Source organism: Raineyella antarctica (genome assembly GCF_900092135.1).
Taxonomy (GTDB): Bacteria; Actinomycetota; Actinomycetes; order Propionibacteriales; family Propionibacteriaceae; genus Raineyella; species Raineyella antarctica.
In genome coordinates this window covers 493,290-514,091 of the sequence record NZ_FMYF01000001.1, presented here as the reverse complement: position 1 = coordinate 514,091, position 20,802 = coordinate 493,290, and the positions used below count along the sequence as shown (strand labels likewise).

Sequence of the window (20,802 nt, the reverse complement as noted above, 5' to 3'; positions counted from 1 at the left end):
GTACGCCTATTTGGTGGCCTCGACCATCTGGCGCAGTTCCTTCTTGAGCTCGGCGATCTCGTCGCGGATCCTGGCCGCCACCTCGAACTGCAGGGCCGCAGCGGCCTCGTGCATCTGGTCGGTCATGTCCTGGACCAGCTGCGCCAGCTCGGCCTTCGGCACCGAGGTCAGGTCCCGGCTCCGGCCGGACTCGATCGCCGGGGAGGTCGGCCCGTTGCGCGGGTGCTGTCCGCGGCCGGTGGAGCGGGCGAGCAGCTCATCGGTGTCGGCGTCCTCGCGGGCGAGCATCTCGGTGATGTCGGAGATCCGCTTGCGCAGGGGCTGCGGGTCGATCCCATGGGCGGTGTTGTAGGCGGTCTGCACCGCCCGGCGCCGGTTGGTCTCGTCGATCGCCAGCTGCATCGAAGGGGTGATCCGGTCCGCGTACATGTGCACCTGGCCGTCCACATTGCGGGCGGCACGTCCGATGGTCTGGATCAGGGACCGCTCCGAGCGCAGGAAGCCCTCCTTGTCGGCGTCGAGGATCGCCACCAGCGAGACCTCCGGCAGGTCCAGGCCCTCGCGCAGCAGGTTGATGCCGACCAGCACGTCGTAGGTCCCCAACCGCAGGTCGCGCAGGAGCTCCACCCGCTTGAGCGTGTCGATCTCCGAGTGCAGGTAGCGGGTGCGGATCTGGTTCTCCAGCAGGTAGTCGGTCAGGTCCTCGGACATCTTCTTGGTGAGCGTGGTGACCAGGATCCGCTCCCCCTTCGCCGTACGCTCCCGGATCTCGCCGATCAGGTCGTCGATCTGACCCTTGGTCGGCTTGACGATGACCTCCGGGTCGATCAGCCCGGTCGGGCGGATGATCTGCTCGACCGTGCCGTTCGCCCGGGTCATCTCGTACGTGCCCGGCGTGGCCGAGAGGTAGACGGTCTGCCCGATCCGCTCGACGAACTCGTCGAACTTCAGCGGCCGGTTGTCCATCGCACTGGGCAGCCGGAAGCCGAAGTCGACCAGGGTCCGCTTGCGGGACATGTCGCCCTCGAACATCGCGCCGATCTGCGGGACGGTCACGTGCGACTCGTCGACGACCAGCACGAAGTCCTCGGGGAAGTAGTCGAGCAGGCAGTTCGGAGCGGTGCCGGGGCCCCGGCCGTCGATGTGCCGAGAGTAGTTCTCGATCCCCGAACAGGTACCGATCTGGCGCATCATCTCCATGTCGTAGCCGGTGCGCTGGCGCAGCCGCTGCTCCTCCACCAGCTTGCCCTGGTCGTGCAACTCGACCAGCCGGTCCTCCAGCTCGAGCTCGATGCCCTTCAGCGCGCGGTTCATCCGCTCCGGGCCGGCGACGTAGTGGGTGGCCGGGAAGACGTACATCTGCTCGTCCTCGGTCAGCACCTCGCCGGTCACCGGGTGCAGGGTGGACAACGACTCCAGCTCGTCGCCGAAGAACTCGGCGTGCACCGCGTACTCCTCGTACATCGGGAAGATCTCCACGGTGTCGCCCCGTACCCGGAAGGTGCCGCGGGTGCCGGCCATGTCGTTGCGGGCGTACTGCATCTCGACCAGCCTGCGCATCAGGTCGTCGCGCTCGTACTCCTCCCCCACGGTCAGGGTCAGCATCCGGTCGACGTACTCCTGGGGGGTGCCCAGGCCGTAGATCGCCGACACCGTCGCCACCACGATCACGTCACGCCTGGTCAGCAGGGAGTTGGTCGCCGAGTGCCGGAGGCGTTCGACCTCCTCGTTGAGCGAGGAGTCCTTCTCGATGTAGGTGTCCGACTGCGGGACGTACGCCTCCGGCTGGTAGTAGTCGTAGTAGGAGACGAAGTACTCGATCGCGTTGTCGGGGAAGAAGTTGCGCAGCTCGGAGGCGAACTGGGCGGCCAGGGTCTTGTTCGGCTGCATCACGAGCATCGGCCGTTGCAGGCGCTCGGCCAGCCAGGCGACGGTCGCCGTCTTGCCGGTCCCCGTCGCGCCCAGCAGGACGATGTCCTTCTCCCCCGCCTCGATCCGGCGCTGCAGCTCGTCGATGGCGCGGGGCTGGTCACCGGCGGGCTCGAAGTCGCTGACCACGTGGAACGGGGCGACTCGACGGGTGATCTCGGTGACCGGGCGCATGCTTCGAGCGTAGTCGCACCCTCCGACACTCCGAAGGGCCCGGATCCCGGCCCTCCCGGAACGCAAGGTGCCCCCGCTCCACGAGGGAGCGGGGGCACCGACTGCTCGACGGGTCAGCCGTCAGCGATCAGTGACCGCCGGTCAGCTTGTCACGCAGGGCCTGCAGGGCCTCGTCGGACGCCAGCGAGCCCTCGACGGCCTCGTCGGCCTCCGGGACGGCGCTGGAGTAGGTCGCGCCGGTGTCGACGGCCGCAGTGGCCTCGGCCTTCTCGGCGTCGACGACCTGCTGCTTGTGCAGCTCCCAACGACGCTGGGCCTCGGCGTACTGGTTCTCCCAGGCCGCGCGCTGCTCGTCGAAGCCGGGCTTCCAGTCGTTGGTCTCCGGGTCGAAGCCCTCGGGGTAGATGTAGTTCCCCTGGGCGTCGTACGTGGCGGCCATGCCGTAGAGGGTCGGGTCGAAGTCCTCGGCGTGGATGTCGATGCTCTCGTTCGCCTGCTTCAGCGAGAGGGAGATGCGACGACGCTCCAGGTCGATGTCGATGATCTTGACCATGACCTTGTCGTTGACCTGGACGACCTGCTCCGGGATGTCGACGTGGCGCTCGGCCAGCTCGGACACGTGCACCAGGCCCTCGATGCCCTCCTCGACGCGCACGAACGCACCGAAGGGAACGAGCTTGGTGACCTTGCCCGGGACGATCTGGCCGATCTGGTGCAGACGGGCGAACGCCTGCCACGGGTCCTCCTGGGTCGCCTTCAGCGACAGGGAGACGCGCTCGCGGTCCATGTCGACGTCCAGGACCTCGACGGTGACCTCGTGACCGACCTCGACGACCTCGGACGGGTGGTCGATGTGCTTCCAGGACAGCTCGGAGACGTGCACGAGGCCGTCCACGCCACCCAGGTCGACGAACGCACCGAAGTTGACGATGGAGGACACGACACCCTTGCGGATCTGGCCCTTCTGCAGCTGGTTGAGGAAGTTGTGGCGGACCTCGGACTGGGTCTGCTCGAGCCACGCACGGCGGGACAGGACCACGTTGTTGCGGTTCTTGTCCAGCTCGATGATCTTGGCCTCGAGCTCCTGGCCGACGTACGGCTGGAGGTCACGGACACGGCGCATCTCGACCAGCGACGCGGGCAGGAAGCCGCGCAGGCCGATGTCGACGATCAGACCACCCTTGACGACCTCGATGACGCGGCCGGTGACCACGCCGTCCTCTTCCTTGATCTTCTCGATCGTGCCCCAGGCGCGCTCGTACTGTGCGCGCTTCTTGGACAGGATCAGGCGACCTTCCTTGTCCTCCTTCTGCTGGACGAGGGCCTCGACCTCGTCACCGACCTGGACGACCTCGAAGGGGTCCACGTCGTGCTTGATGGAGAGTTCCTTGGAAGGGATAACACCCTCGGTCTTGTAACCGATGTCGAGGAGGACCTCGTCACGGTCGACCTTGACCACGGTGCCGGTGACGATGTCACCGTCGTTGAAGTACTTGATAGTGCCGTCGACTGCCAGGGCGAAATCTTCTGCAGAAGCAAAGTCGTCGACAGCGACCTGAGGCGCAGCCTCAAGGGAGGAGGTCATGTAGTAGGGCTCCGGTGGTTGGAATGTGATGCGACGCGCTGCAGCCCTGTTTCGCTTCGGCTCAGCGATCAACTCAGTTTCCGGAACAGAATGACGTCAACACATTTGCCGCTCACGAGCGTGCCCTACTCCGTCCGAGGACGCGCAGGCCACAACGCAGTCACCATCGTAGCTACCCCGTGTCGGCGAGGTCAACCGGAACGGGGGCGCCGCCCGGCGGACGGCACGCCGCCACCCCGGGCCACCGTGACCGGGACCACCCCGGCCCGGCGGGACCGGGGCCACGGCCCTCGCGAGGTCCCGCGCCTGCTCAGTGTGCCGCGTCGTGCCAGGAGGTCCCGGTGCCCACCGAGACGTCGAGCGGGACGTCCAGCGCCATCGCCGAGCCCATCGCCGAGCGGACCAGCTCCTCGAGGACCTCCCGCTCCCCGGGCGCGACCTCGAACATCAGTTCGTCGTGGATCTGCAGCAGCATCCGCGAGGCCAGGCCCTGCTCACGCATCCGCGCGTCCACCTTGAGCATGGCGAGCTTGATCATGTCGGCCGCCGAGCCCTGGATCGGCGCGTTCAGGGCCATCCGCTCGGCCATCTCGCGGCGCTGCCGGTTGGTGCTGGTGAGGTCGGGCAGGTAGCGGCGCCGGCCGAGCAGGGTCGCCGTGTAGCCGGTGCGCCGCGCCTCGTCGACCACGCCGTTCAGGTAGGTGTGCACCTCCCCGAACGTGCCGAAGTAGTCCTCCATCAGGCCGCGGGCCTCGGGCACCGGGATCCGCAGCTGGTTGGACAGTCCGTACGCGGACAACCCGTACGCCAGTCCGTAGTTCATCGCCTTGATCTTCGCCCGCTGGGCCGGCGTGACCTCCTCGGCCGGGACGCCGAAGACGTGGGCGGCGGTGACCGAGTGGAAGTCGCGTCCCGAGCGGAAGGCCTCGATCAGGGTGTCGTCCCCCGAGAGGTGGGCCATGATCCGCATCTCGATCTGGGAGTAGTCGGCCGTCATCAGGCTCTCGTACCCCGATCCGACGACGAAGGCCTGCCGGATCCGGCGGCCCTCCTCCGTGCGCACCGGGATGTTCTGCAGGTTCGGGTCGGTGCTGGAGAGCCGGCCGGTGGCGGCCACGGTCTGCAGGAAGGTGGTGTGGATCCGGCCGTCGTCGGCAACGGCCTTGAGCAGGCCCTCCACCGTCTGGCGGAGCCTGATCGCGTCGCGGTGCTCCAGCAGGTGGGCCAGGAACGGGTGCTCGGTCTTCTCGAACAGGGTCTGCAGGGCGTCGGCGTCGGTGGTCCAGCCGGTCCGGGTCTTGCGGGTCTTCGGCATGCCGAGCTCGTCGAACAGCACCGCCTGCAGCTGCTTGGGCGAGCCGAGGTTGACCTCGTGGCCGAGCACGGCGTACGCCTCCTCCGCCGCCTGCCGCACCCGGGTGTCGAAGTCACCGTTCAGCCGGTCCAGGCCAGCGGTGTCGACGGCGACCCCGGTGCGCTCCATCCCGGCCAGCACCTGCATCAGCGGCAGCTCGACGTCGTGCAGCAGGCCGGTGGCCTCGTGCGTGGCGAGTTCGTCCTCCAGGGCCATCGCCAGTTGGCGCACCGCCTCGGCCCGCACCCGCGACTCGTGGCCGAGGTCCGTGGTCTCGTCGCCCAGGTCGAGGGCCAGCTGGGCGGGGGCCTCGCCGGACTCGTCGACGACGAGTTCCTTGTGCAGGGCGCGGGTGACCAGGTCAGCCAGGTCGTACGACCGCTGGTCCGGGCGCAGCAGGTACGCCGCCAGGGCGGTGTCGGACCAGAGCCCGGCGGGGGCCCAGCCACGCGACCAGCAGGCCAGCAAGGGACCCTTGCCGTCGTGGACGACCTTGGCCCGGGTCGGGTCGGCGAGCCACGCGGCCAGGGCCTGCTCGTCGGCCGGGTCGAGGTCGGAGGGGTCGACGGTGACGGCGTGTCCGTCGGCGGCGGCGATGGCGATCGTGGCGACGTCACCGGTGCCGGCGCTCCAGCGACCGGTGACGTCCAGGCCGGTGGGGGCAGTGGCGGTGTGCTGGTCGAGCCAGGACGCCAGGGCGCCCTGCGCCGGCGCGTCGGCGATCACCTCGATGCCCCCCGAGGGTCCGTCGGGGGCATCGGACTCCCCGGGCAGCAGGGCGAAGAGCCGGTCCCGCAGGACCCGGAACTCCAGCTGGTCGAACAGCTGGTGCACCGCCTCCCGGTCCACCTCGCGACGGGCCAGGTCCCGGGGTCCGAGGTCGAGCTCGACGTCCCGCAGCAGGTGGTTCAGGTCGCGGTTGCGGCGCACGTCGTCCAGGTGCTCCCGCAGGCTCTCGCCGGCCTTCCCCTTGACCTCGGAGGCCCGGGCCAGCAGGTTCTCCAGCCCGTCGTACTGGGCGAGCCACTTGGCGGCCGTCTTGGGGCCGACACCCGGGATGCCCGGGAGGTTGTCCGAGGTCTCCCCGACGAGGGCTGCGAGCTCGGGGTAGCGGGCCGGCGGGACGAGGTACTTCTCCTCGACGCCCGCGGGGTCGAGCTTGAGCAGGTCCGAGACGCCCTTGCGCGGGTAGAAGACGTGGACGTGGTCGGTGACGAGCTGGAAGGAGTCGCGGTCGCCCGTGCAGACCATCACGTCCATGCCCTCGCGCTCGGCACGGGCGGCCAGCGTGGCGAGCAGGTCGTCCGCCTCGTACCCCTCCTTCTGCAGGTAGGGGACCCGCAGGGCGTCGAGGACCTCCTTGATCAGGTCCACCTGGCCGCGGAACTCCGCCGGCGACTCGCTGCGGGTGGCCTTGTAGTCCTCGTACACCTCGGTGCGGAAGCTGCGCCGGGAGACGTCGAACGCGACCGCCAGGTGGGTCGGCCGCTCGTCGCGCAGCAGGTTGATCAGCATCGAGGTGAAGCCGAACACCGCATTGGTCGGCTGTCCCGTGGTGGTGGAGAAGTTGTCCACCGGGAGGGCGAAGAAGGCCCGGTAGGCGACCGAGTGACCGTCGATCAGCAGGAGACGGGGTCGGTGGCCGCCCACCGGGTCAGAGGTGCTCGCAGGGGAAGTCGTCGTCGTGGCCACGGCGGAGACTCTACCCGTGGCCACCGACAGCGCTACTGGTTCTTCGGCTTCCTGGCGTGCGCGATGATGCCCTCGGCCACCTCGCGCATCGGCTTGCGCAGGTCCATGGCGGTCTTCTGGATCCACCGGAAGGCCTCCTGCTCGCTCATGCCCATGCCGGTCTGCAGCAGGCCCTTGGCCTGGTCCACGGCCTTGCGCGAGGCGAGCCGCTCCTCCAGGTCCTCGACCTCGGCCTCGACGGCACGGATCTCGTGGAAGCGCGCGATCGCCATCTCGATCGCGGGGACCACGTCGGAGGCACCGAACGGCTTGACGACGTACGCCATCGCCCCGGCCTCGCGGGCGCGCTCCACCAGGTCGCGCTGGCTGAAGGCGGTGAGCATGACGACGGGGGCGATCCGCTCGGTGGCGATGATCTTGGCCGCCGAGATCCCGTCCATCCGCGGCATCTGGACGTCCATGACGACGAGGTCGGGATGCAGCTCACGGGCCTTCTCCACCGCGGCCTGGCCGTCACCGACCTCGGCCACGACGTCGTAGCCCTCGTCGCGGAGCAGCTCGACCAGGTCCAGGCGGATCAGCGCCTCGTCCTCGGCCACGATCACCCGGGTGAGGGTGGGCGCCGGTACGGCGGGCACGTCCTGGTCCCCCGCGGGTGCGATCGACTCAGGGCTCGGTGCGGTGGGGACCGGAGCGCTGGGGACCGGAGCCTCGGCAGCGGTTGCCTCGGCGGCCTCCGGCTCGCTGGCAGGCTCCGCGGCGGCGAGCGGCGCCTCGACGCTCTCGGCGGCCTCGACGGTCACAGTGGCCTCGCCGGTCACAGTGGCATCGCCGGATACGTCAGCCGGTGCGACTGCTGGCTCCTCGGCCACGGCCGTGGCCTTCTTGGTGGTCTTCTTGGCCGCCGTCTTGCCGGCCGCCACCTTCTTGACCGGGGCCTTCTTGGCCGGGGCCTTCTTGGCAGCGACCTTCTTGGTCACCGGCTTCTTCGCGGCCGGTTCGGTCGGAGCCGGCGTGGTCTCCTCACCCTCGGGGGATGGGGTGTCACTACTCGTCATGAGGTTTCTCACCTGTCGTGAAGCCCCGGTAGGGGTGGCCGGGGGCAATCGGAAGATCAGCTATAGTGATCCATCGTGCGCCGGGGTGGCGGAATGGTAGACGCGGACGGCTCAAACCCGTCTGTCCGTAACAGGACGTAGGGGTTCGACTCCCCTTCCCGGCACATTAGCGGACGCGGGGCCCGAAGGGGCCCCGCGTCTGTTGCTTGTCAGATGCTGCCGATCTTGTGGACCCGGAGCGAGTTGGTCCGGCCGGGGCGGCCTGCCGGTGTGCCGGCCACGATGACGACCCGCTCACCGTCCTGCACGACACCCTTCTCCTTCAGCTTCTGGTCCACCTGGCGCACCATGTCGTCGGTGGTCTCCACCGATGGCACCAGGATGGTCGGGATGCCCCAGGAGAGGGTCAGCTCGCGCTGGGTCTTCTCCAGCGGGGAGAACGCCACGATCGGGATCCGCGGACGCAGCCGCGACATCCGTCGGGCCGTGTCGCCGGACTGGGTGAACGCGACCAGGTAGGCAGCGCCCACCCGCTCGGCCACGTCGACGGCGGCCTTGGAGATCACGCCGCCGGTGGTGTGCGGATCCCAGTCGATCGCCGAGATCTGCTCCATGCCGTGGACCTCTGTCGAGTCGACGATCTTGGCCATGGTGGCGACGGTCTCGACCGGGTACTTGCCGACGGAGGTCTCCCCGGACAGCATCACCGCATCGGCGCCGTCGAGGATGGCGTTGGCCACGTCGGAGGCCTCGGCGCGGGTCGGGCGCGGGTTGGTGATCATCGACTCCAGCATCTGGGTGGCGACGATGACCGGCTTCGCCCAGCGGCGTGCCTTGCGGACGATCTGCTTCTGGACCAACGGCACCTCCTCGAGCGGCAGCTCCACGCCGAGGTCACCGCGGGCGACCATGAACGCGTCGAAGGCGTCGATGATGTCGTCGAGGTTCTCGATCGCCTGCGGCTTCTCCAGCTTGGCGATCACCGGGACCGTACGGCCCTCCTCCGCCATGATCTGGCGGACGCGCTCGACGTCGCCGGCGGTGCGGACGAAGGACAGTGCGACCATGTCGAACCCGGCGCGCAGCGCCCAGCGCAGGTCCGAGACGTCCTTCTCGCTCAGCGCGGGCACGGAGACCGAGGCGCCGGGAAGGTTGAAGCCCTTGTGGTCGGAGACGGGCCCGCCGACGACCACCGTGCAGAGGACGTCGGTGTCGGTCACCTCCTTGGCCACCATCAGGATCTTGCCGTCGTCGACCAGGATCTGGTCACCGGGCTTGACGTCCTTCGGGAGCCCGGGGTGGGTGCACCCGACCTGGGTGCTGTCGCCGACCACGTCCCTGGTGGTGACGGTGAACTCCTGGCCGTCCTCCAGGACAACCGGGCCACCGAAGGTGCCGAGCCGGATCTTGGGGCCCTGCAGGTCGGCGAGCAGGCCGATCGGGCGCGCGGCGCGGGCCTCGGCCTCCCGCAGGTTGGCCAGCCGGGCCTCGTGCTCGGGGTAGGAGCCGTGGCTCATGTTGAAACGGGCGACGTCCATGCCCGCATTGATCATGTCGAGGAGACGGTCCGGGTCGGTGGAAGCCGGGCCGAGGGTACAAACGATCTTCGCTCTACGCACATGCCGACCCTAGCCGAGGCGCCCTGAACACGGCACAGGAGTGGGCCAGTTGTCCGAACTTGCACGCGAAGTGCCCCGCACCTGAGGCCCGGGCAAGGACGAACCGCCTCAGTCGGCGCTGACGATGTCGATCGCCCGCTGCAGGTCATCGGGGTACGGCGACTCGAACTCGACGTACTCCCCCGAGGTCGGATGCACGAATCCCAGCCGCACCGCATGCAGCCACTGCCGTTCCAGTCCCAGCCGGGCGGCCAGGGCCGGGTCGCTGCCGTAGAGCGGATCGCCCACGCACGGGTGGTGGATCGCCGCCATGTGCACCCGGATCTGGTGGGTGCGGCCGGTCTCCAGGTGGATGGTGAGCAGCGTGGTGCCGCGGAAGGCCTCGAGCATCTCGTAGTGGGTCACGCTGGCGCGGCCGCCGGCGACCACCGCCATCTTCCAGTCGTGGCCCGGATGGCGGGCGATCGGGGCCTCGATCGTCCCCGTGAACGGGTCCGGGTGGCCCTGGACCAGCGCATGGTAGGTCTTGTCGACCGTACGGTCCCGGAAGGCCTGCTTGAGCACCGTGTAGGCGACCTCGCTCTTGGCCACCACCATCAGGCCGGAGGTGCCCACGTCGAGCCGCTGGACGATGCCCTGCCGCTCGGGGGCACCGGAGGTGGAGATGCGGAAACCGGCGGCCGCGAGGTGCTCGACCACGGACGGCCCCTCCCAGCCCAGCGAGGGGTGGGCGGTGACACCGACCGGCTTGTCCACCACGACGATGTCGCGGTCGTCGTGGACGATCCGCATGCCCTCCACGATCCGCGGTACGACCCGGACCCCGGGGTCCTCGTCGGGCAGGTCGACCTCGAGCATCGCGCCGCCCTTGACCCGGTCCGACTTCGCGGCCCGGGCACCGTCGAGGCGTACGCCGCCGTCAGCGATCAGGTCGCCGACGTAGGAGCGGGACAGCCCGAGCATCCGCGCGGCGGCGGCGTCCACCCGGTCCCCGGCCAGGCCGTCGGGTACCAGCAGGATGCGTGACCTCATGCCTTGGCCTCCTCGTCGAGCGAGGCTGACTCGTCGTCCTTCTGGTACGGTCGCCCGCCCGGTCCGCGGGAGCCGAGGAAGCTCAGTGCGACGACGAGCACGGCAGCCGAGGTCAGCATCGAGTCGGCGATGTTGAACACCGGCCAGTGCGGCAGCATCAGGAAGTCCACCACGTGGCCGTGGAACGGCGCCGGCGGACGGCCCACCCGATCGATCAGGTTGCCCGCAACCCCGGCAGTGACCAGGCCGAAGGCGAGCGCCCAGACCCAGTGCCGCACCCGCGGCAGTGCGAACAGCAGCAGGCCGGCGAGCACGACGGCGGCGAGGAGGGTGAAGACGATGGTGAAGCCCTCGCCCAGGCTGAACGCTGCCCCCGGGTTGCGGATCAGGTACAGCTGCAGGAAGCGTCCGAGCAGCGGGACCGGATCAGCGGGGGCGAGGGCAGCGATCGCCCATTGCTTCGTCGCCTGGTCGGCGCTGATGCCGACGACGGCCACACCGACCATCACGGCTCGGGCCAGACCCGGTGACACGACGCCGGTACGCGCGGAGCGCGGCACTATCGCCGCTCCTCCCGCTGCTTGCAGGTGAGGCACAGGGTGGCGCGGGGGATGATCTGCAGGCGGCCCTTGCCGATCGGCTGGCCGCAGTTCTCGCAGCTGCCGTACGTGCCGCGGCGGATGGCCGCCAGCGCACGCTCGGACTGGTCGAGCATCTCCTCCGAGTTGCGCACCAGCGACATCTCGTGGTCGCGCTCGAAGTTCGCGGACCCGACGTCGGCGGGATCCCGGCCCGTGACGTCCGAGCCGTCCCGGATACCGACCAGCTCGGCCTGGGTCATCTCGATGATCTCGCGTTGGCGGGCGATGTCGGACTCCAGCTCGGTGATCACCTCCTGCAACTCGTCCAGCGTCCAGGGATCCTCATCAGGCTCTACCGGGAACGCAGCGGGATCGAGTGCCTCGCGCCAGACCGAATCTTCGGCCGGTCGCGATGCGTCAGTCGTGGGCATAGTGGAGTCTCGTCTCTTTCTGTTCCGAATCTCGTGCGCCGAGAGTACACGAAGGGTCCCGCACCAGCGGGACCCTTCCATGCATGTCCGGTCAGTACCGGGCCGTGGCGGCCCGGTCAGACCCGGCGCGAATGGTTCACTTGCCGCCCATCAGGGCGTCCAGGCGGGGGGTCGAGGACCCCTGCTGACCGCGGGACTCGAGGTCCTGTGCGAGGGCCGGACGGTTCTCCGGCTCGAACACGGCCTCCTCGAGGGCGGCGAGCTGCTGGCGGATGCGATCGCCGAAGTTGCGGCGGAAGGTGCTCTCGTACTCGCGGAGCGCGACGACGTTCCGCTGCAGCTGGTCCCGCTCGTCCTCAAGCCCGCTGAACAGCTCGGCGCGGCGCATGTTCACCTCGTTGTCGAGGTTGTCCGCACGGCTCTGTGCCTCGTTGACCAGCCGCTCGGCATTGACGCGCGCCTCGGACTGGATCCGGTCGGCGCGGGTCTGCGCATCGGTGGTGATCTCGTGGGCCTGGCGGTTCGCACCGTCGACGGCCTCGGTCGCCTGGCGGTTCGCGTTGTCGATCGTCTCGCTCGCCTGGCGGTTCGCGTTCTCGATCGTCTCGGACGCCTGGCGATCGGCGTTCTCGATCGTCTCGGAGGCCTGGCGGTTGGCGCTCTCGATGGTGCTGTGCGCCTCGGTCTCGGCCTCGGCGACCAGGCGCTCGGCCTGCTCGGTGGCCATCTGGACCAAGCGGACCACGGCGGGGCTCGCCTCGGAGGAGGTGGTCACCACGATCCGCTCGATGCCGGCCTGGACCGGCTGGGCGACGGGGGCCGGCACCGGCTCGGGTGCCGGCGCCGGGGCCACTGCGACCGGCGACGGCTCGGGCTCCTCCATCACCGGCTGGAACTGCGAGGTGGCCTGCTGGGCCTCTGCGGCGTTGTCGGCGGCCTGCTGGAGCGCCTCGACCTGGCGCCGCAGCATCTCGTTCTCCTCCACCAGCTTCGCGAAGGACGCCTCCACCCGGTCGACGAAGAGGTCGACGTCGGTCACCTCGTAGCCCGCACGCCGGGCCATGTGGAACTTCGTGTTGCGCACTTCGTCAAGCGTCAGTGTGGTCATACGTTCACCTCGAAATCGTCCAATGGACCAGCTGTCCAACGGAAATCTTTGGCCCGCCTCATGGTCGAGGCTACTGCGGTCGGCCCACAAGCCTACTCCACAGTATCGTGCGCCTCTTCGCTCCTACCGTATTGACGGATCGGGCCTGTCGCAACATGACCGTTATCAACCCTCAGGCTGCACCTTAAGGTTCCCCGGCCTGTCAGGACCCCCTCGGAGCGGTCAGGCGACGATCAGGAACGAGGCGGTGAGTCGCATCAGGATCCAGACCGCGAACACCAGGACGATGTAGGAGACGTCGAAGCCGATGTTGCCCATCCGGACCGGCCGGATGAAGCGACCCAGCCACCGCAGCGGCGGATCGGTGATGGTGTAGACCGTCTCCGCGACGATCAGCACCAGGCCCTTGGGCTTCCACCGCGGGGACAGGACCTCCACCCACGACAGGATCATGCGGACGAACAGGAGGGCCATGAAGAGCCACAGCACCGAATAGATGACAAGACCGATGGTGGCCAACGGGGACTCCGAATCAGTAGGAAGAACGTTCAACTCTGATTGTAGAAGCCCTCGGCAATTCGCTGTTTGTCCTCGGTCGTCACCCTGACGTTGTGCGGCGAGAGCAGGAAGACACCGTTGTCCACCTTCTCGATCGAGCCGTTGAGGCCGAAGATCAGTCCGGAGGCGAAGTCGACGACGCGGCGGGCGTGGTCGTGCTCCATGAACGAGAGGTTGATGATCACCGGGAAGCCGTCCCGGAAGTTCTCCCCGATGCTCCGGGCCTCGTTGAAGGTCTTCGGGGTGATGAAGATGATCCGGTTGATGTCCGCCGTGTGCGGCTGCTCCACTGACTGCTCCTGAACGGGTTCCGGCCGGGCCGGGGGCGTGGGTACCGCGGCCGGTGCCGGGGCCTGGGTGCGGGGACGGTGCGTGGGGACGAGCTCGGTCACCTCGGTGTGCTCCGAGGCCGGCTCGTCGAAGTCCTCGTCGTCACGCAGGTAGACCCGGTCGTACGCCTGGCTGTCCTCGTACGTCTCGGACTCGTCGCCGTACTCGTCGCCGAGGACACGTTCGTCGCCGCGCGCACGAGGCGGCACGTCGCTCTCGTAGTCGTCGTAGCGATCGGTGTCCCGGGGGCCCAGGCCAATCCACTCGCTGGCGCGCTTGACCCAGTCAGCCATCCGAGATCCCTTCTGCCGTGGTCGTCCGCCGCAGACGCAGCTCGCCACGGTCGCCCGGGCATGGCTGCAGTCACCAGTGACGATACCGTGACCCGGCAGGTCGAGGGGGAACCCGCCACCGACACGCCAACCGGGAGTCAGGACCGGGGAGTCAGGCGGACCAGACCAGGCCGAGCTGGCGCCCGGCGGCCGCGCCGTCGCGGCGGTGGCTGTGCAGCGTGCTGTCGGTCAGGGTGCACGCCCCCACGTACGCGACCGGGATCCCGAGCTCGTCGAGCCGGGACCGGACACCGGCGGTGAGGTCGATCGCGGGCGTGCCCCAGCGGGTCGTGGCCCGGGTGGCGGGGACCAGGGCCGCGGCGGCCTCGGCCATCCCGGCGGGCACCTCATAGCACTCGCCGTGGATGTGCGGACCGACCCAGGCCACCAGGTCGCGGGCCCCCAGGTCGTGCATCGCCGCCACGGTGGCGCCGACCACGTCGGACAGCACGCCGGCGCGGCCCGCGTGGGCGGCTCCGATGACACGGCGATGAGGGTCGGCGAGGATGACGGGTACGCAGTCGGCGGCTCGGACGGCCAGCGCGACGCCGGGCATCCCGGGGCCGGCGATCAGGGCGTCGCCGTCCGGCTGCTCGCCACGGTCCTGGCCGGCGAGGAACGCGTCGTCGACGAGGTGCACCCGCGCGGAGTGCACCTGGTGGAGGGTCACGAGCCGCCGGAAGCCGGCATCCTCGCGGATCCGGCGGACGTTCTCGGCGAGGCGGTCGGGGCCGCCGTCCGTCGCGCCGAAGCTCAGCGTTCCCTCGGCCGGCGTGACACCCCCGTCACGATCGGTGAAACCGACGCCGATCCCCTCGGCGGGATCGACGTCCGGTCGCTTCAGCAAGGCCCACACGTGCGGCGACTCAGCTCAGGAAGTCGGGCAGGTCGATGTCGGCGAGGTCGTCCTGCGGCTTGGACGGCGAGGGGCCGAAGCCGTTGCGGACCTCGGAGGCCTGCTGCTGCGGGCTGGGCTGCTGGACCGGCGCCTGGTGGGAATACTGGGCGGGCCGGCCCTGCTCGGGCTGCTGCCCGCCCCACGCGTTGCGCTCGGGGGCGGCGGGGGCAGGGGTCGGCGGGGCGGCATGGCGCTGCGGCGGCTCGTTGGTGCGGCGGGTGACGCCCTGCTCGCGCTTGGGCAGCTCACCGCCGTCGAAGCCCGCGGCGATCACCGTCACCCGCACCTCGTCACCGAGGGAGTCGTCGATGATCGTGCCGAAGATGATGTTGGCGTCGTCGGCCGCGGCCTCCTCGATCAGGTCCGCAGCGGCGGAGACCTCGAACAGGCCGAGGTCGGAGCCGCCGGCGATCGACAGCAGCACGCCGTGGGCACCGTCGACGCTGGCCTCCAGCAACGGGGAGGAGACCGCCATCTCCGCGGCGATCCGGGCGCGGTCCTCCCCACGTGCCATGCCGATGCCCATCAGCGCGGAGCCGGCGTTGGCCATCACCGACTTGACGTCGGCGAAGTCGAGGTTGATCAGGCCCGGGGTGGTGATCAGGTTGGTGATGCCGGAGACGCCCTGGTAGAGCACAGTGTCGGCCTGGCGGAACGCGTCGAGGATCGCGACCTGCTGGTCGGTCATGTCGAGCAGCTTGTCGTTCGGGATGGTGATGAGGGTGTCGACCTCTTCGCGCAGCGTGGCGATCCCGTCGTCGGCCTGGCGGCTGCGCCGCTTGCCCTCGAACTTGAACGGCTTGGTCACGACACCGATGGTCAGGGCGCCGAGCGCCCGGGAGATACGGGCCACGACGGGCGCCCCACCGGTACCGGTGCCGCCACCCTCGCCCGCGGTGACGAAGACCATGTCGGAGCCCTTCAGCGCCTCCTCGATCTCGTCGGCGTGGTCCTCGGCGGCCTGGCGCCCCTTGTCGGGGTCCGCCCCCGCCCCGAGCCCACGGGTGAGCTCGCGACCGATGTCAAGCTTGACATCCGCGTCACTCATCAGGAGGGCCTGGGCGTCGGTGTTGATCGCGATGAACTCCACACCCTGGAGCCCGGCCTCCATCATGCGGTTGACGGCATTGACACCGCCGCCGCCGACACCGACGACCTTGATCACGGCCAGGTAATTCTGGGATGCACTCACCACGGGGTTCCCGCCTCGTTTCTGAAAATCGGACGTCCAACAGGTTTCGCGATGCGGGAAGCCCGAACCGCCTGCGGGGGCGGATCGGACGCCGCTCACCTGTCCGAACACTGGGGCACGCTGCTGCCCCAGACTGTTGTTCAGGCTAGGAGGATCCCGGGAACAAAGTCCACAAGCCCCCCTGCGACGCGCCGAGAGTCTAAACCTGAGGTCTAGGCCTGACCCGTCGGCCGCGCCTGGACCCCTCCGGAGCGCTCAGCGAGTGGTCGGGAAGGCCGGCGCGGACACGTCGTAGACCTTGGCCGACGGCACCTGCTTGAGCAGGACCATCAGTACCTCGGCCTTGAGGCCGGGGTCCTCCGGCCCGCCCCACACCACGGTACGCGAACCGTCCAATTCGAGCGTCACTGCGGCCGCGGAATCGGCACGCACGCCGCGGACCTGGCTGCGCACCTCCGCGGGAAGCGTACCGACCGTGCGGCCGACCGCCGCGGTGATGTCGGGGTCCGTCCCGCTCCCCCGGGCCTGCAGGACGTCCTTGGGCAGCTTCGGGACCATGGCGTACGCCACCCCGTCGCCGTCCACCAGTACGAAGCCGCCCTCCACCGGGTAGGCGACGGTGGGGGTCCGCTCGGTCACCCGGATGTCGAGGGTGGTGGGCCAGGAGCGGACCACCGCCACGTCACGTACGGGAGCGAGGGCCCGGACCGCCGTACCGATGGCGCCGGTGTCCTGCTGGACCAGCGGCACGTCGAGCGGGACCCGGGCGGCCTGGGTCACCTGGGCGGGCGTCAGCAGCGTCGTCCCGCTGACCTTGACTGTGCGGGTGGCGAGCACCGGCGAGAAGGCGACCACCCAGGTCCCCGCGATCGCCAGGACCCCGATCACCAGGACCACCAGCAGCCGGCGACGCTGTCGGCGGACGGCGCGCTCGTGCCGCAGCCGGATCGGACCGGTCAGGTCGGCGATGTCACGGTCGTCGTCGGCACCGCGCCCCTTGCGGGGACGAGCAGCCATCAGCGCCCCACACCTGCCAGGGCTCGCACCACGAGCGGGCCCACGGTGGTCACGTCGCCGGCACCGACCGTCAGGACGATGTCACCGGGGCGGGCCAGTCCGGCCAGGACCACCGCGGCGTCCTGGAGGGAGGACGCGGCGTGCACCCGCCCAGGTCCCAGCCGGGCGGTCGTGACGTCACCGATCAGCGCGCTGGTCACCCCGGGCATCGGTTCCTCGCGGGCGCCGTAGATGTCCAGCAGCACCACCTCGTCCGCGGCGGCCAGTGCCTCGCCGAACCCCGTGGCGAAGTCGCGGGTGCGCGAGTACAGGTGCGGCTGGAAGCAGGCGATGACCCGGCCCTCCCCCACCGAGTCGCGGGCGGCGGCGAGCACGGCGTCGATCTCGGTCGGGTGGTGGGCGTAGTCGTCCACCACCCGTACGCCGCCGACCTCGCCGACCGCCTCGAAGCGGCGGTGGGCGCCGTGGAAGCCTGCCAGCGCGGTCGCGGCCTGCTGCGGGTCGATGCCGAGCCGGGCGGCGACGACCAGGGCGGCAGTCGCGTTGGCGAGGTTGTGCAGCCCCGGCACGCCGAGGGCCAGCGTCACCGGGACACCGGCCAGCAGGATCGTGCCGCGGACGCCGGCGGCATCGTGGCTGACGTCGGTGATCCGCACGTCGGCGTCCGGCGACGTCCCGTACGTCACGAGCGGGTGGGAGCCGAGGGCTGCGGCGAGGGCCGCTCCTCCGGCGTCGTCGATGTCGACGACGGCCTCGCCGTCGGCTCCGGCGGCGAACCTGGCGAAGCCCTCGGCGTACGCCTCCGGGGTGCCCCAGTTGTCCAGGTGGTCGGCCTCGACGTTGGTGACCACGCGGAGCGCGGCCGGGTACTGCAGGAAGGAGCCGTCGGACTCGTCGGCCTCGACGACGAACGGGCTGCCGGGGGCCCCGAGCCGCGAGCTCTCCCCGGTGGCCAGGGGCGCGCCGACCACGTAGCCACCGTCGGTGCCGCAGGCGGTCAGCACATGGGCGATCATCGCCGAGGTGGTGGTCTTGCCGTGGGTGCCGCCGACGGCGACGCCGGGACGGCCGAGCATCAGGGCGCCGAGGGCGGCGCTGCGATGCCAGACGCGCAGCCCGCGACTGCGGGCCTCGGCCAGCTCGGGGTTGCTCTCGCGTACCGCGGAGGAGACCACGACCGTCTCGGCATCACCGAGCTGGCCGGCGTCGTGCCCGACGTACGTGGTGACGCCGTGGCCGCGCAGCATGGCGAGGTTGGCCGAGTCTGCCTGGTCGGAGCCACTGACCCGTACGCCGAGGTCGGCGTACGCGGCGGCGATCCCGGACATCCCGGCGCCGCCGATGGCGATGAAGTGGACCGGGCCCAGGGAACGGGGATCCAGCAGGTCGACGGGGGTGAGCAGGGTCATCGCCGGGCCGCCTCCAGGATCATGTCGCAGAGCAGGTCGGCGGCGTTCCCGGGGACCATGCCGCGGCCGGCCTCCCGCATCCGGGCGAGGCGGGCGGGATCGGTGACCAGCGGGGCGACGAGGTCCACCAGGCGGTCGCCGGTACACTCGGCGTCCGCCAGTCGCAGTGCGCCGCCGGCGGCGACCAGGGCATCGGCGTTGCGGGCCTGCTCGCCGTTGCCGTGCGGCAGCGGGACCAGCACCGTCGGCAGGCCGACGGCGATGGTCTCCATCACCGTGCCGGCACCGGAGCGGCCGACCATCAGGTCGGCGACGGCGTACGCCTTCTCCATCGCGTCGACGTAGGCGATCGGGCGGTAGGAGGCGCCGGTGGCCTCGTCGACGACCGGGACCATGTCGTCCCGGAAGTTGCGCGGTCCGAGCACGTGCAGGACCTGGATCCCGCGGGCGATCAGCTCGGGGTAGGCGTCGGCGATGGCGTTGTTGATGCTGCGGGCACCCTGGGAGCCGCCGCTGACCAGCAGCGTGGGCAGGCCCTCCTCGAGGCCGAACCCGGCCCGGGCCCCCGGGGCGACGGCGTCGCGGTCCAGGCCGGTGACCTCCGGGCGCAGCGGCATGCCGACGACGCGCGCGTGTCGCAGCGGCGTGCCGGGGAAGGTGACGGCGATCCGGTCGGTGAAGCGGGTGGCGACCTTGTTGGCCAGGCCCGGCACGGCGTTCTGCTCGTGCACCACGATCGGGATCCGCAGCTCCCGGGCTGCCACGTACGTGGGCATCGCGACGTAGCCACCGAAGCCGACCAGGACGTCGGCGCCACTGCTTCGGAGGATGCGGCGGGCCTGGTTGATCGACCGGCGCAGGCGCAGCGGGACCTTGAGCAGGTCGAGGTTGAGCGTACGGGGCAGCGGGACGGGATCGATCAGCTGCAGTTCCAGGCCGGCCGCCGGGACCACCCGCGTCTCCAGGCCCTTGGGCGTGCCGACGGCCACGATCCGTGTCTGCGGATCGCGCGCCAGCAGCCGGTGGGCGGTGGCGATCAGTGGAGAGGTGTGGCCGGCGGTCCCCCCGCCGGCGAGCACGACATTGGTCATCTGCTGGTTCCCGTTCCCTTCTCGCCGCGAGCGGTGGCCCCGCTGGCCCCGCGTCGCTTCCTGTTGCCGCTTCGGTCGGCCGTGCCGGACCGGGAGCGTTCCGGGGCCTGCCCGACGTGCTCGACCGCCCCGACCCGCCCGTCCACCACGGCGCTGACCCGCCCGATGCTCTGCTGGTGGGCCTGGGCCCGTGCCCGGCGCTCCCGCTCGGCGATCGCACCGGGCTCGGCTCGGGCGCACGACATCAGCAGTCCCACCGCCATCAGCGTAGCGACGACCGAGGAACCACCGTACGAGATGAACGGGAGTGGCACGCCCATCACGGGCCACAGCCGGAGCACGACGGCGATGTTGATGAAGGCCTGGAAGATGATCCAGCCGGTGGCCCCGGCGGCGAGGTAGCGCTGGTAGGGCCGGACGGAGCGGCGCATGATCCGCACCCCGGCCCAGCCGAGCAGCGCGAAGAGGGCGACCACCGCGAGGGTGCCGAAGAGGCCGAGCTCCTCGCCGAGGATCGCCATGATGTAGTCCGTGTGGGCCTCGGGCAGGCCACCCCACTTCTGCCGGCTGGCCCCCAGGTTGAGTCCCCACCAGCCGCCGGAGGCCAGCGCGTACGTGCCCATCATCGTCTGGTAGTTGGCGTCGGTGATGGTGTCCTGCGGGCGCAGGAAGGCCAGCATGCGCATGATCCGGTACGGGGTGGTGGCGATCAGGGCCCCGACCACGCCGCCCGCGGCGATGCCGAAGAACGCGAAGAAGCGCAGCGGCACCCCGGCGACCCACAGGACGACGGCGATGATGGCGGCCATGATCACGGCAGAGCCGAGGTCCCCCTGCAGCACGGTGAGGCCGACCAGGAGGCCGTTGGCGACCAGGTAGGGCCAGAGCACCCGGCGCAACTGGTCCAGCTCCCGGTCGTAGCGGGCCAGGATGTGGGCACCCCACCACATGATCGCGAGCTTGGCGAACTCCGAGGGCTGGCCGTTCAGGGGCCCCACGTGCAGCCAGTTCCGGTTGCCGTTGACCTCGTAGCCGAGCGGGGTGTACGTCGCCAGCAGGCCCACCAGCGCCACCCCGTACAGCACCACCGAGGCGCGCCGGAAACGTTCGGGAGGCACCACGCTCAGCACCACAGCGGCGACCAGGCCGACCACGAGGAAGCCGAGCTGGCGCAGGAAGATCGCGTAGGAGTTGCCGTCGTACCTGACGTACGACAGCACGCTGGAGGCTGACAGCACCATCATCGAGCCGACGAACAGCAACAGGCCGACGGAGGTCGCCAGCAGGGCCTGGCTGGCCCGTGGGTGGTCCAGCCAGCCCCGCACGGTGGCCGAGGTCGTGGCGACCCAGTCGCGGGTGTCCCCCGCCAGGTCGCGGGTGTCGATCGCCATCCGGTGAACCCTCCGATGCTG

17 protein-coding genes and 1 tRNA gene are annotated in these 20,802 nt (G+C 70.2%); 1 reads left to right on the top strand and 17 read right to left on the bottom strand.

The annotated features are described in order from the left end of the window. Positions 1–6: 6 nt before the first annotated feature. From uvrB to GA0111570_RS17980, 4 genes are all read right to left on the bottom strand, one after another. On the bottom strand, positions 7–2,103 hold the full coding sequence (gene uvrB, locus GA0111570_RS02280) for an excinuclease ABC subunit UvrB (protein WP_092605881.1): 2,097 nt from the start codon (positions 2,101–2,103) through the stop codon (positions 7–9). Between the two features lie 127 nt (positions 2,104–2,230). After that, positions 2,231–3,688, bottom strand: coding sequence for a 30S ribosomal protein S1 (rpsA, locus tag GA0111570_RS02275; RefSeq protein ID WP_092605879.1), 1,458 nt, complete (start codon positions 3,686–3,688; stop codon positions 2,231–2,233). A gap of 310 nt (positions 3,689–3,998) precedes the next feature. Beyond that, a complete protein-coding gene (polA, locus tag GA0111570_RS02270) occupies positions 3,999–6,734 on the bottom strand; it encodes a DNA polymerase I (RefSeq protein WP_175557276.1) in 2,736 nt (911 codons plus the stop codon). A 32-nt stretch (positions 6,735–6,766) separates the two neighbouring features. Then, positions 6,767–7,396, bottom strand: coding sequence for an ANTAR domain-containing response regulator (locus GA0111570_RS17980; protein WP_245702991.1), 630 nt, complete (start codon positions 7,394–7,396; stop codon positions 6,767–6,769). Positions 7,397–7,871: 475 nt separating this feature from the next. Between GA0111570_RS17980 and GA0111570_RS02260 the strand changes: the two genes are divergently transcribed. Continuing rightward, positions 7,872–7,956, top strand: a tRNA-Leu gene (locus tag GA0111570_RS02260). 45 nt (positions 7,957–8,001) lie between these two features. On the opposite strand, the gene pyk is transcribed toward GA0111570_RS02260, so the two are convergent. From pyk to ftsW, 13 genes are all read right to left on the bottom strand, one after another. Beyond that, positions 8,002–9,411, bottom strand: coding sequence for a pyruvate kinase (gene pyk, locus GA0111570_RS02255; protein ID WP_092605876.1), 1,410 nt, complete (start codon positions 9,409–9,411; stop codon positions 8,002–8,004). 108 nt (positions 9,412–9,519) lie between these two features. Next, a complete protein-coding gene (locus GA0111570_RS02250) occupies positions 9,520–10,443 on the bottom strand; it encodes an RluA family pseudouridine synthase (protein ID WP_092605874.1) in 924 nt (307 codons plus the stop codon). Beyond that, positions 10,440–11,003 (bottom strand): signal peptidase II, encoded by a 564-nt coding sequence (gene lspA, locus GA0111570_RS02245; RefSeq protein ID WP_092605872.1) that lies wholly within the window; start codon positions 11,001–11,003, stop codon positions 10,440–10,442. Before lspA ends, GA0111570_RS02250 begins: the two co-directional genes overlap by 4 nt. Beyond that, positions 11,003–11,455, bottom strand: a complete 453-nt coding sequence (locus GA0111570_RS02240) for a TraR/DksA family transcriptional regulator (protein WP_092605870.1) — start codon at positions 11,453–11,455, stop codon at positions 11,003–11,005. Before GA0111570_RS02240 ends, lspA begins: the two co-directional genes overlap by 1 nt. Positions 11,456–11,591: 136 nt before the next feature. After that, positions 11,592–12,563 carry a DivIVA domain-containing protein gene (locus GA0111570_RS02235; protein WP_092605868.1) on the bottom strand — a complete coding sequence of 324 codons (972 nt, stop codon included), beginning with the start codon at positions 12,561–12,563 and terminating at the stop codon, positions 11,592–11,594. A 222-nt stretch (positions 12,564–12,785) separates the two neighbouring features. Then, positions 12,786–13,082, bottom strand: coding sequence for a YggT family protein (locus GA0111570_RS02230; RefSeq protein ID WP_092605866.1), 297 nt, complete (start codon positions 13,080–13,082; stop codon positions 12,786–12,788). Positions 13,083–13,111: 29 nt separating this feature from the next. Further along, a complete protein-coding gene (locus GA0111570_RS18325) occupies positions 13,112–13,744 on the bottom strand; it encodes a cell division protein SepF (RefSeq protein ID WP_092605864.1) in 633 nt (210 codons plus the stop codon). A gap of 151 nt (positions 13,745–13,895) precedes the next feature. After that, positions 13,896–14,630 carry a purine nucleoside phosphorylase YfiH/LACC1 family protein gene (locus tag GA0111570_RS02220; RefSeq protein ID WP_175557275.1) on the bottom strand — a complete coding sequence of 245 codons (735 nt, stop codon included), beginning with the start codon at positions 14,628–14,630 and terminating at the stop codon, positions 13,896–13,898. Between the two features lie 19 nt (positions 14,631–14,649). Beyond that, the gene (gene ftsZ / locus GA0111570_RS02215) at positions 14,650–15,876 is read right to left on the bottom strand and encodes a cell division protein FtsZ (protein WP_092605860.1); all 1,227 of its coding nucleotides are present in this window, start codon (positions 15,874–15,876) and stop codon (positions 14,650–14,652) included. Between the two features lie 252 nt (positions 15,877–16,128). Beyond that, positions 16,129–16,890 (bottom strand): cell division protein FtsQ/DivIB, encoded by a 762-nt coding sequence (locus tag GA0111570_RS02210; RefSeq protein ID WP_092605858.1) that lies wholly within the window; start codon positions 16,888–16,890, stop codon positions 16,129–16,131. Further along, positions 16,890–18,299 (bottom strand): UDP-N-acetylmuramate--L-alanine ligase, encoded by a 1,410-nt coding sequence (gene murC / locus GA0111570_RS02205; RefSeq protein ID WP_092605856.1) that lies wholly within the window; start codon positions 18,297–18,299, stop codon positions 16,890–16,892. The genes GA0111570_RS02210 and murC overlap by 1 nt, the downstream gene beginning before the upstream one ends. Then, positions 18,296–19,390 carry an undecaprenyldiphospho-muramoylpentapeptide beta-N-acetylglucosaminyltransferase gene (gene murG, locus GA0111570_RS02200; RefSeq protein WP_092605854.1) on the bottom strand — a complete coding sequence of 365 codons (1,095 nt, stop codon included), beginning with the start codon at positions 19,388–19,390 and terminating at the stop codon, positions 18,296–18,298. The genes murC and murG overlap by 4 nt, the downstream gene beginning before the upstream one ends. Next, positions 19,387–20,781: a putative lipid II flippase FtsW gene (gene ftsW, locus GA0111570_RS02195; RefSeq protein WP_217633974.1), complete on the bottom strand. Its 1,395-nt coding sequence runs from the start codon at positions 20,779–20,781 to the stop codon at positions 19,387–19,389. The genes murG and ftsW overlap by 4 nt, the downstream gene beginning before the upstream one ends. Positions 20,782–20,802 lie beyond the last annotated feature (21 nt).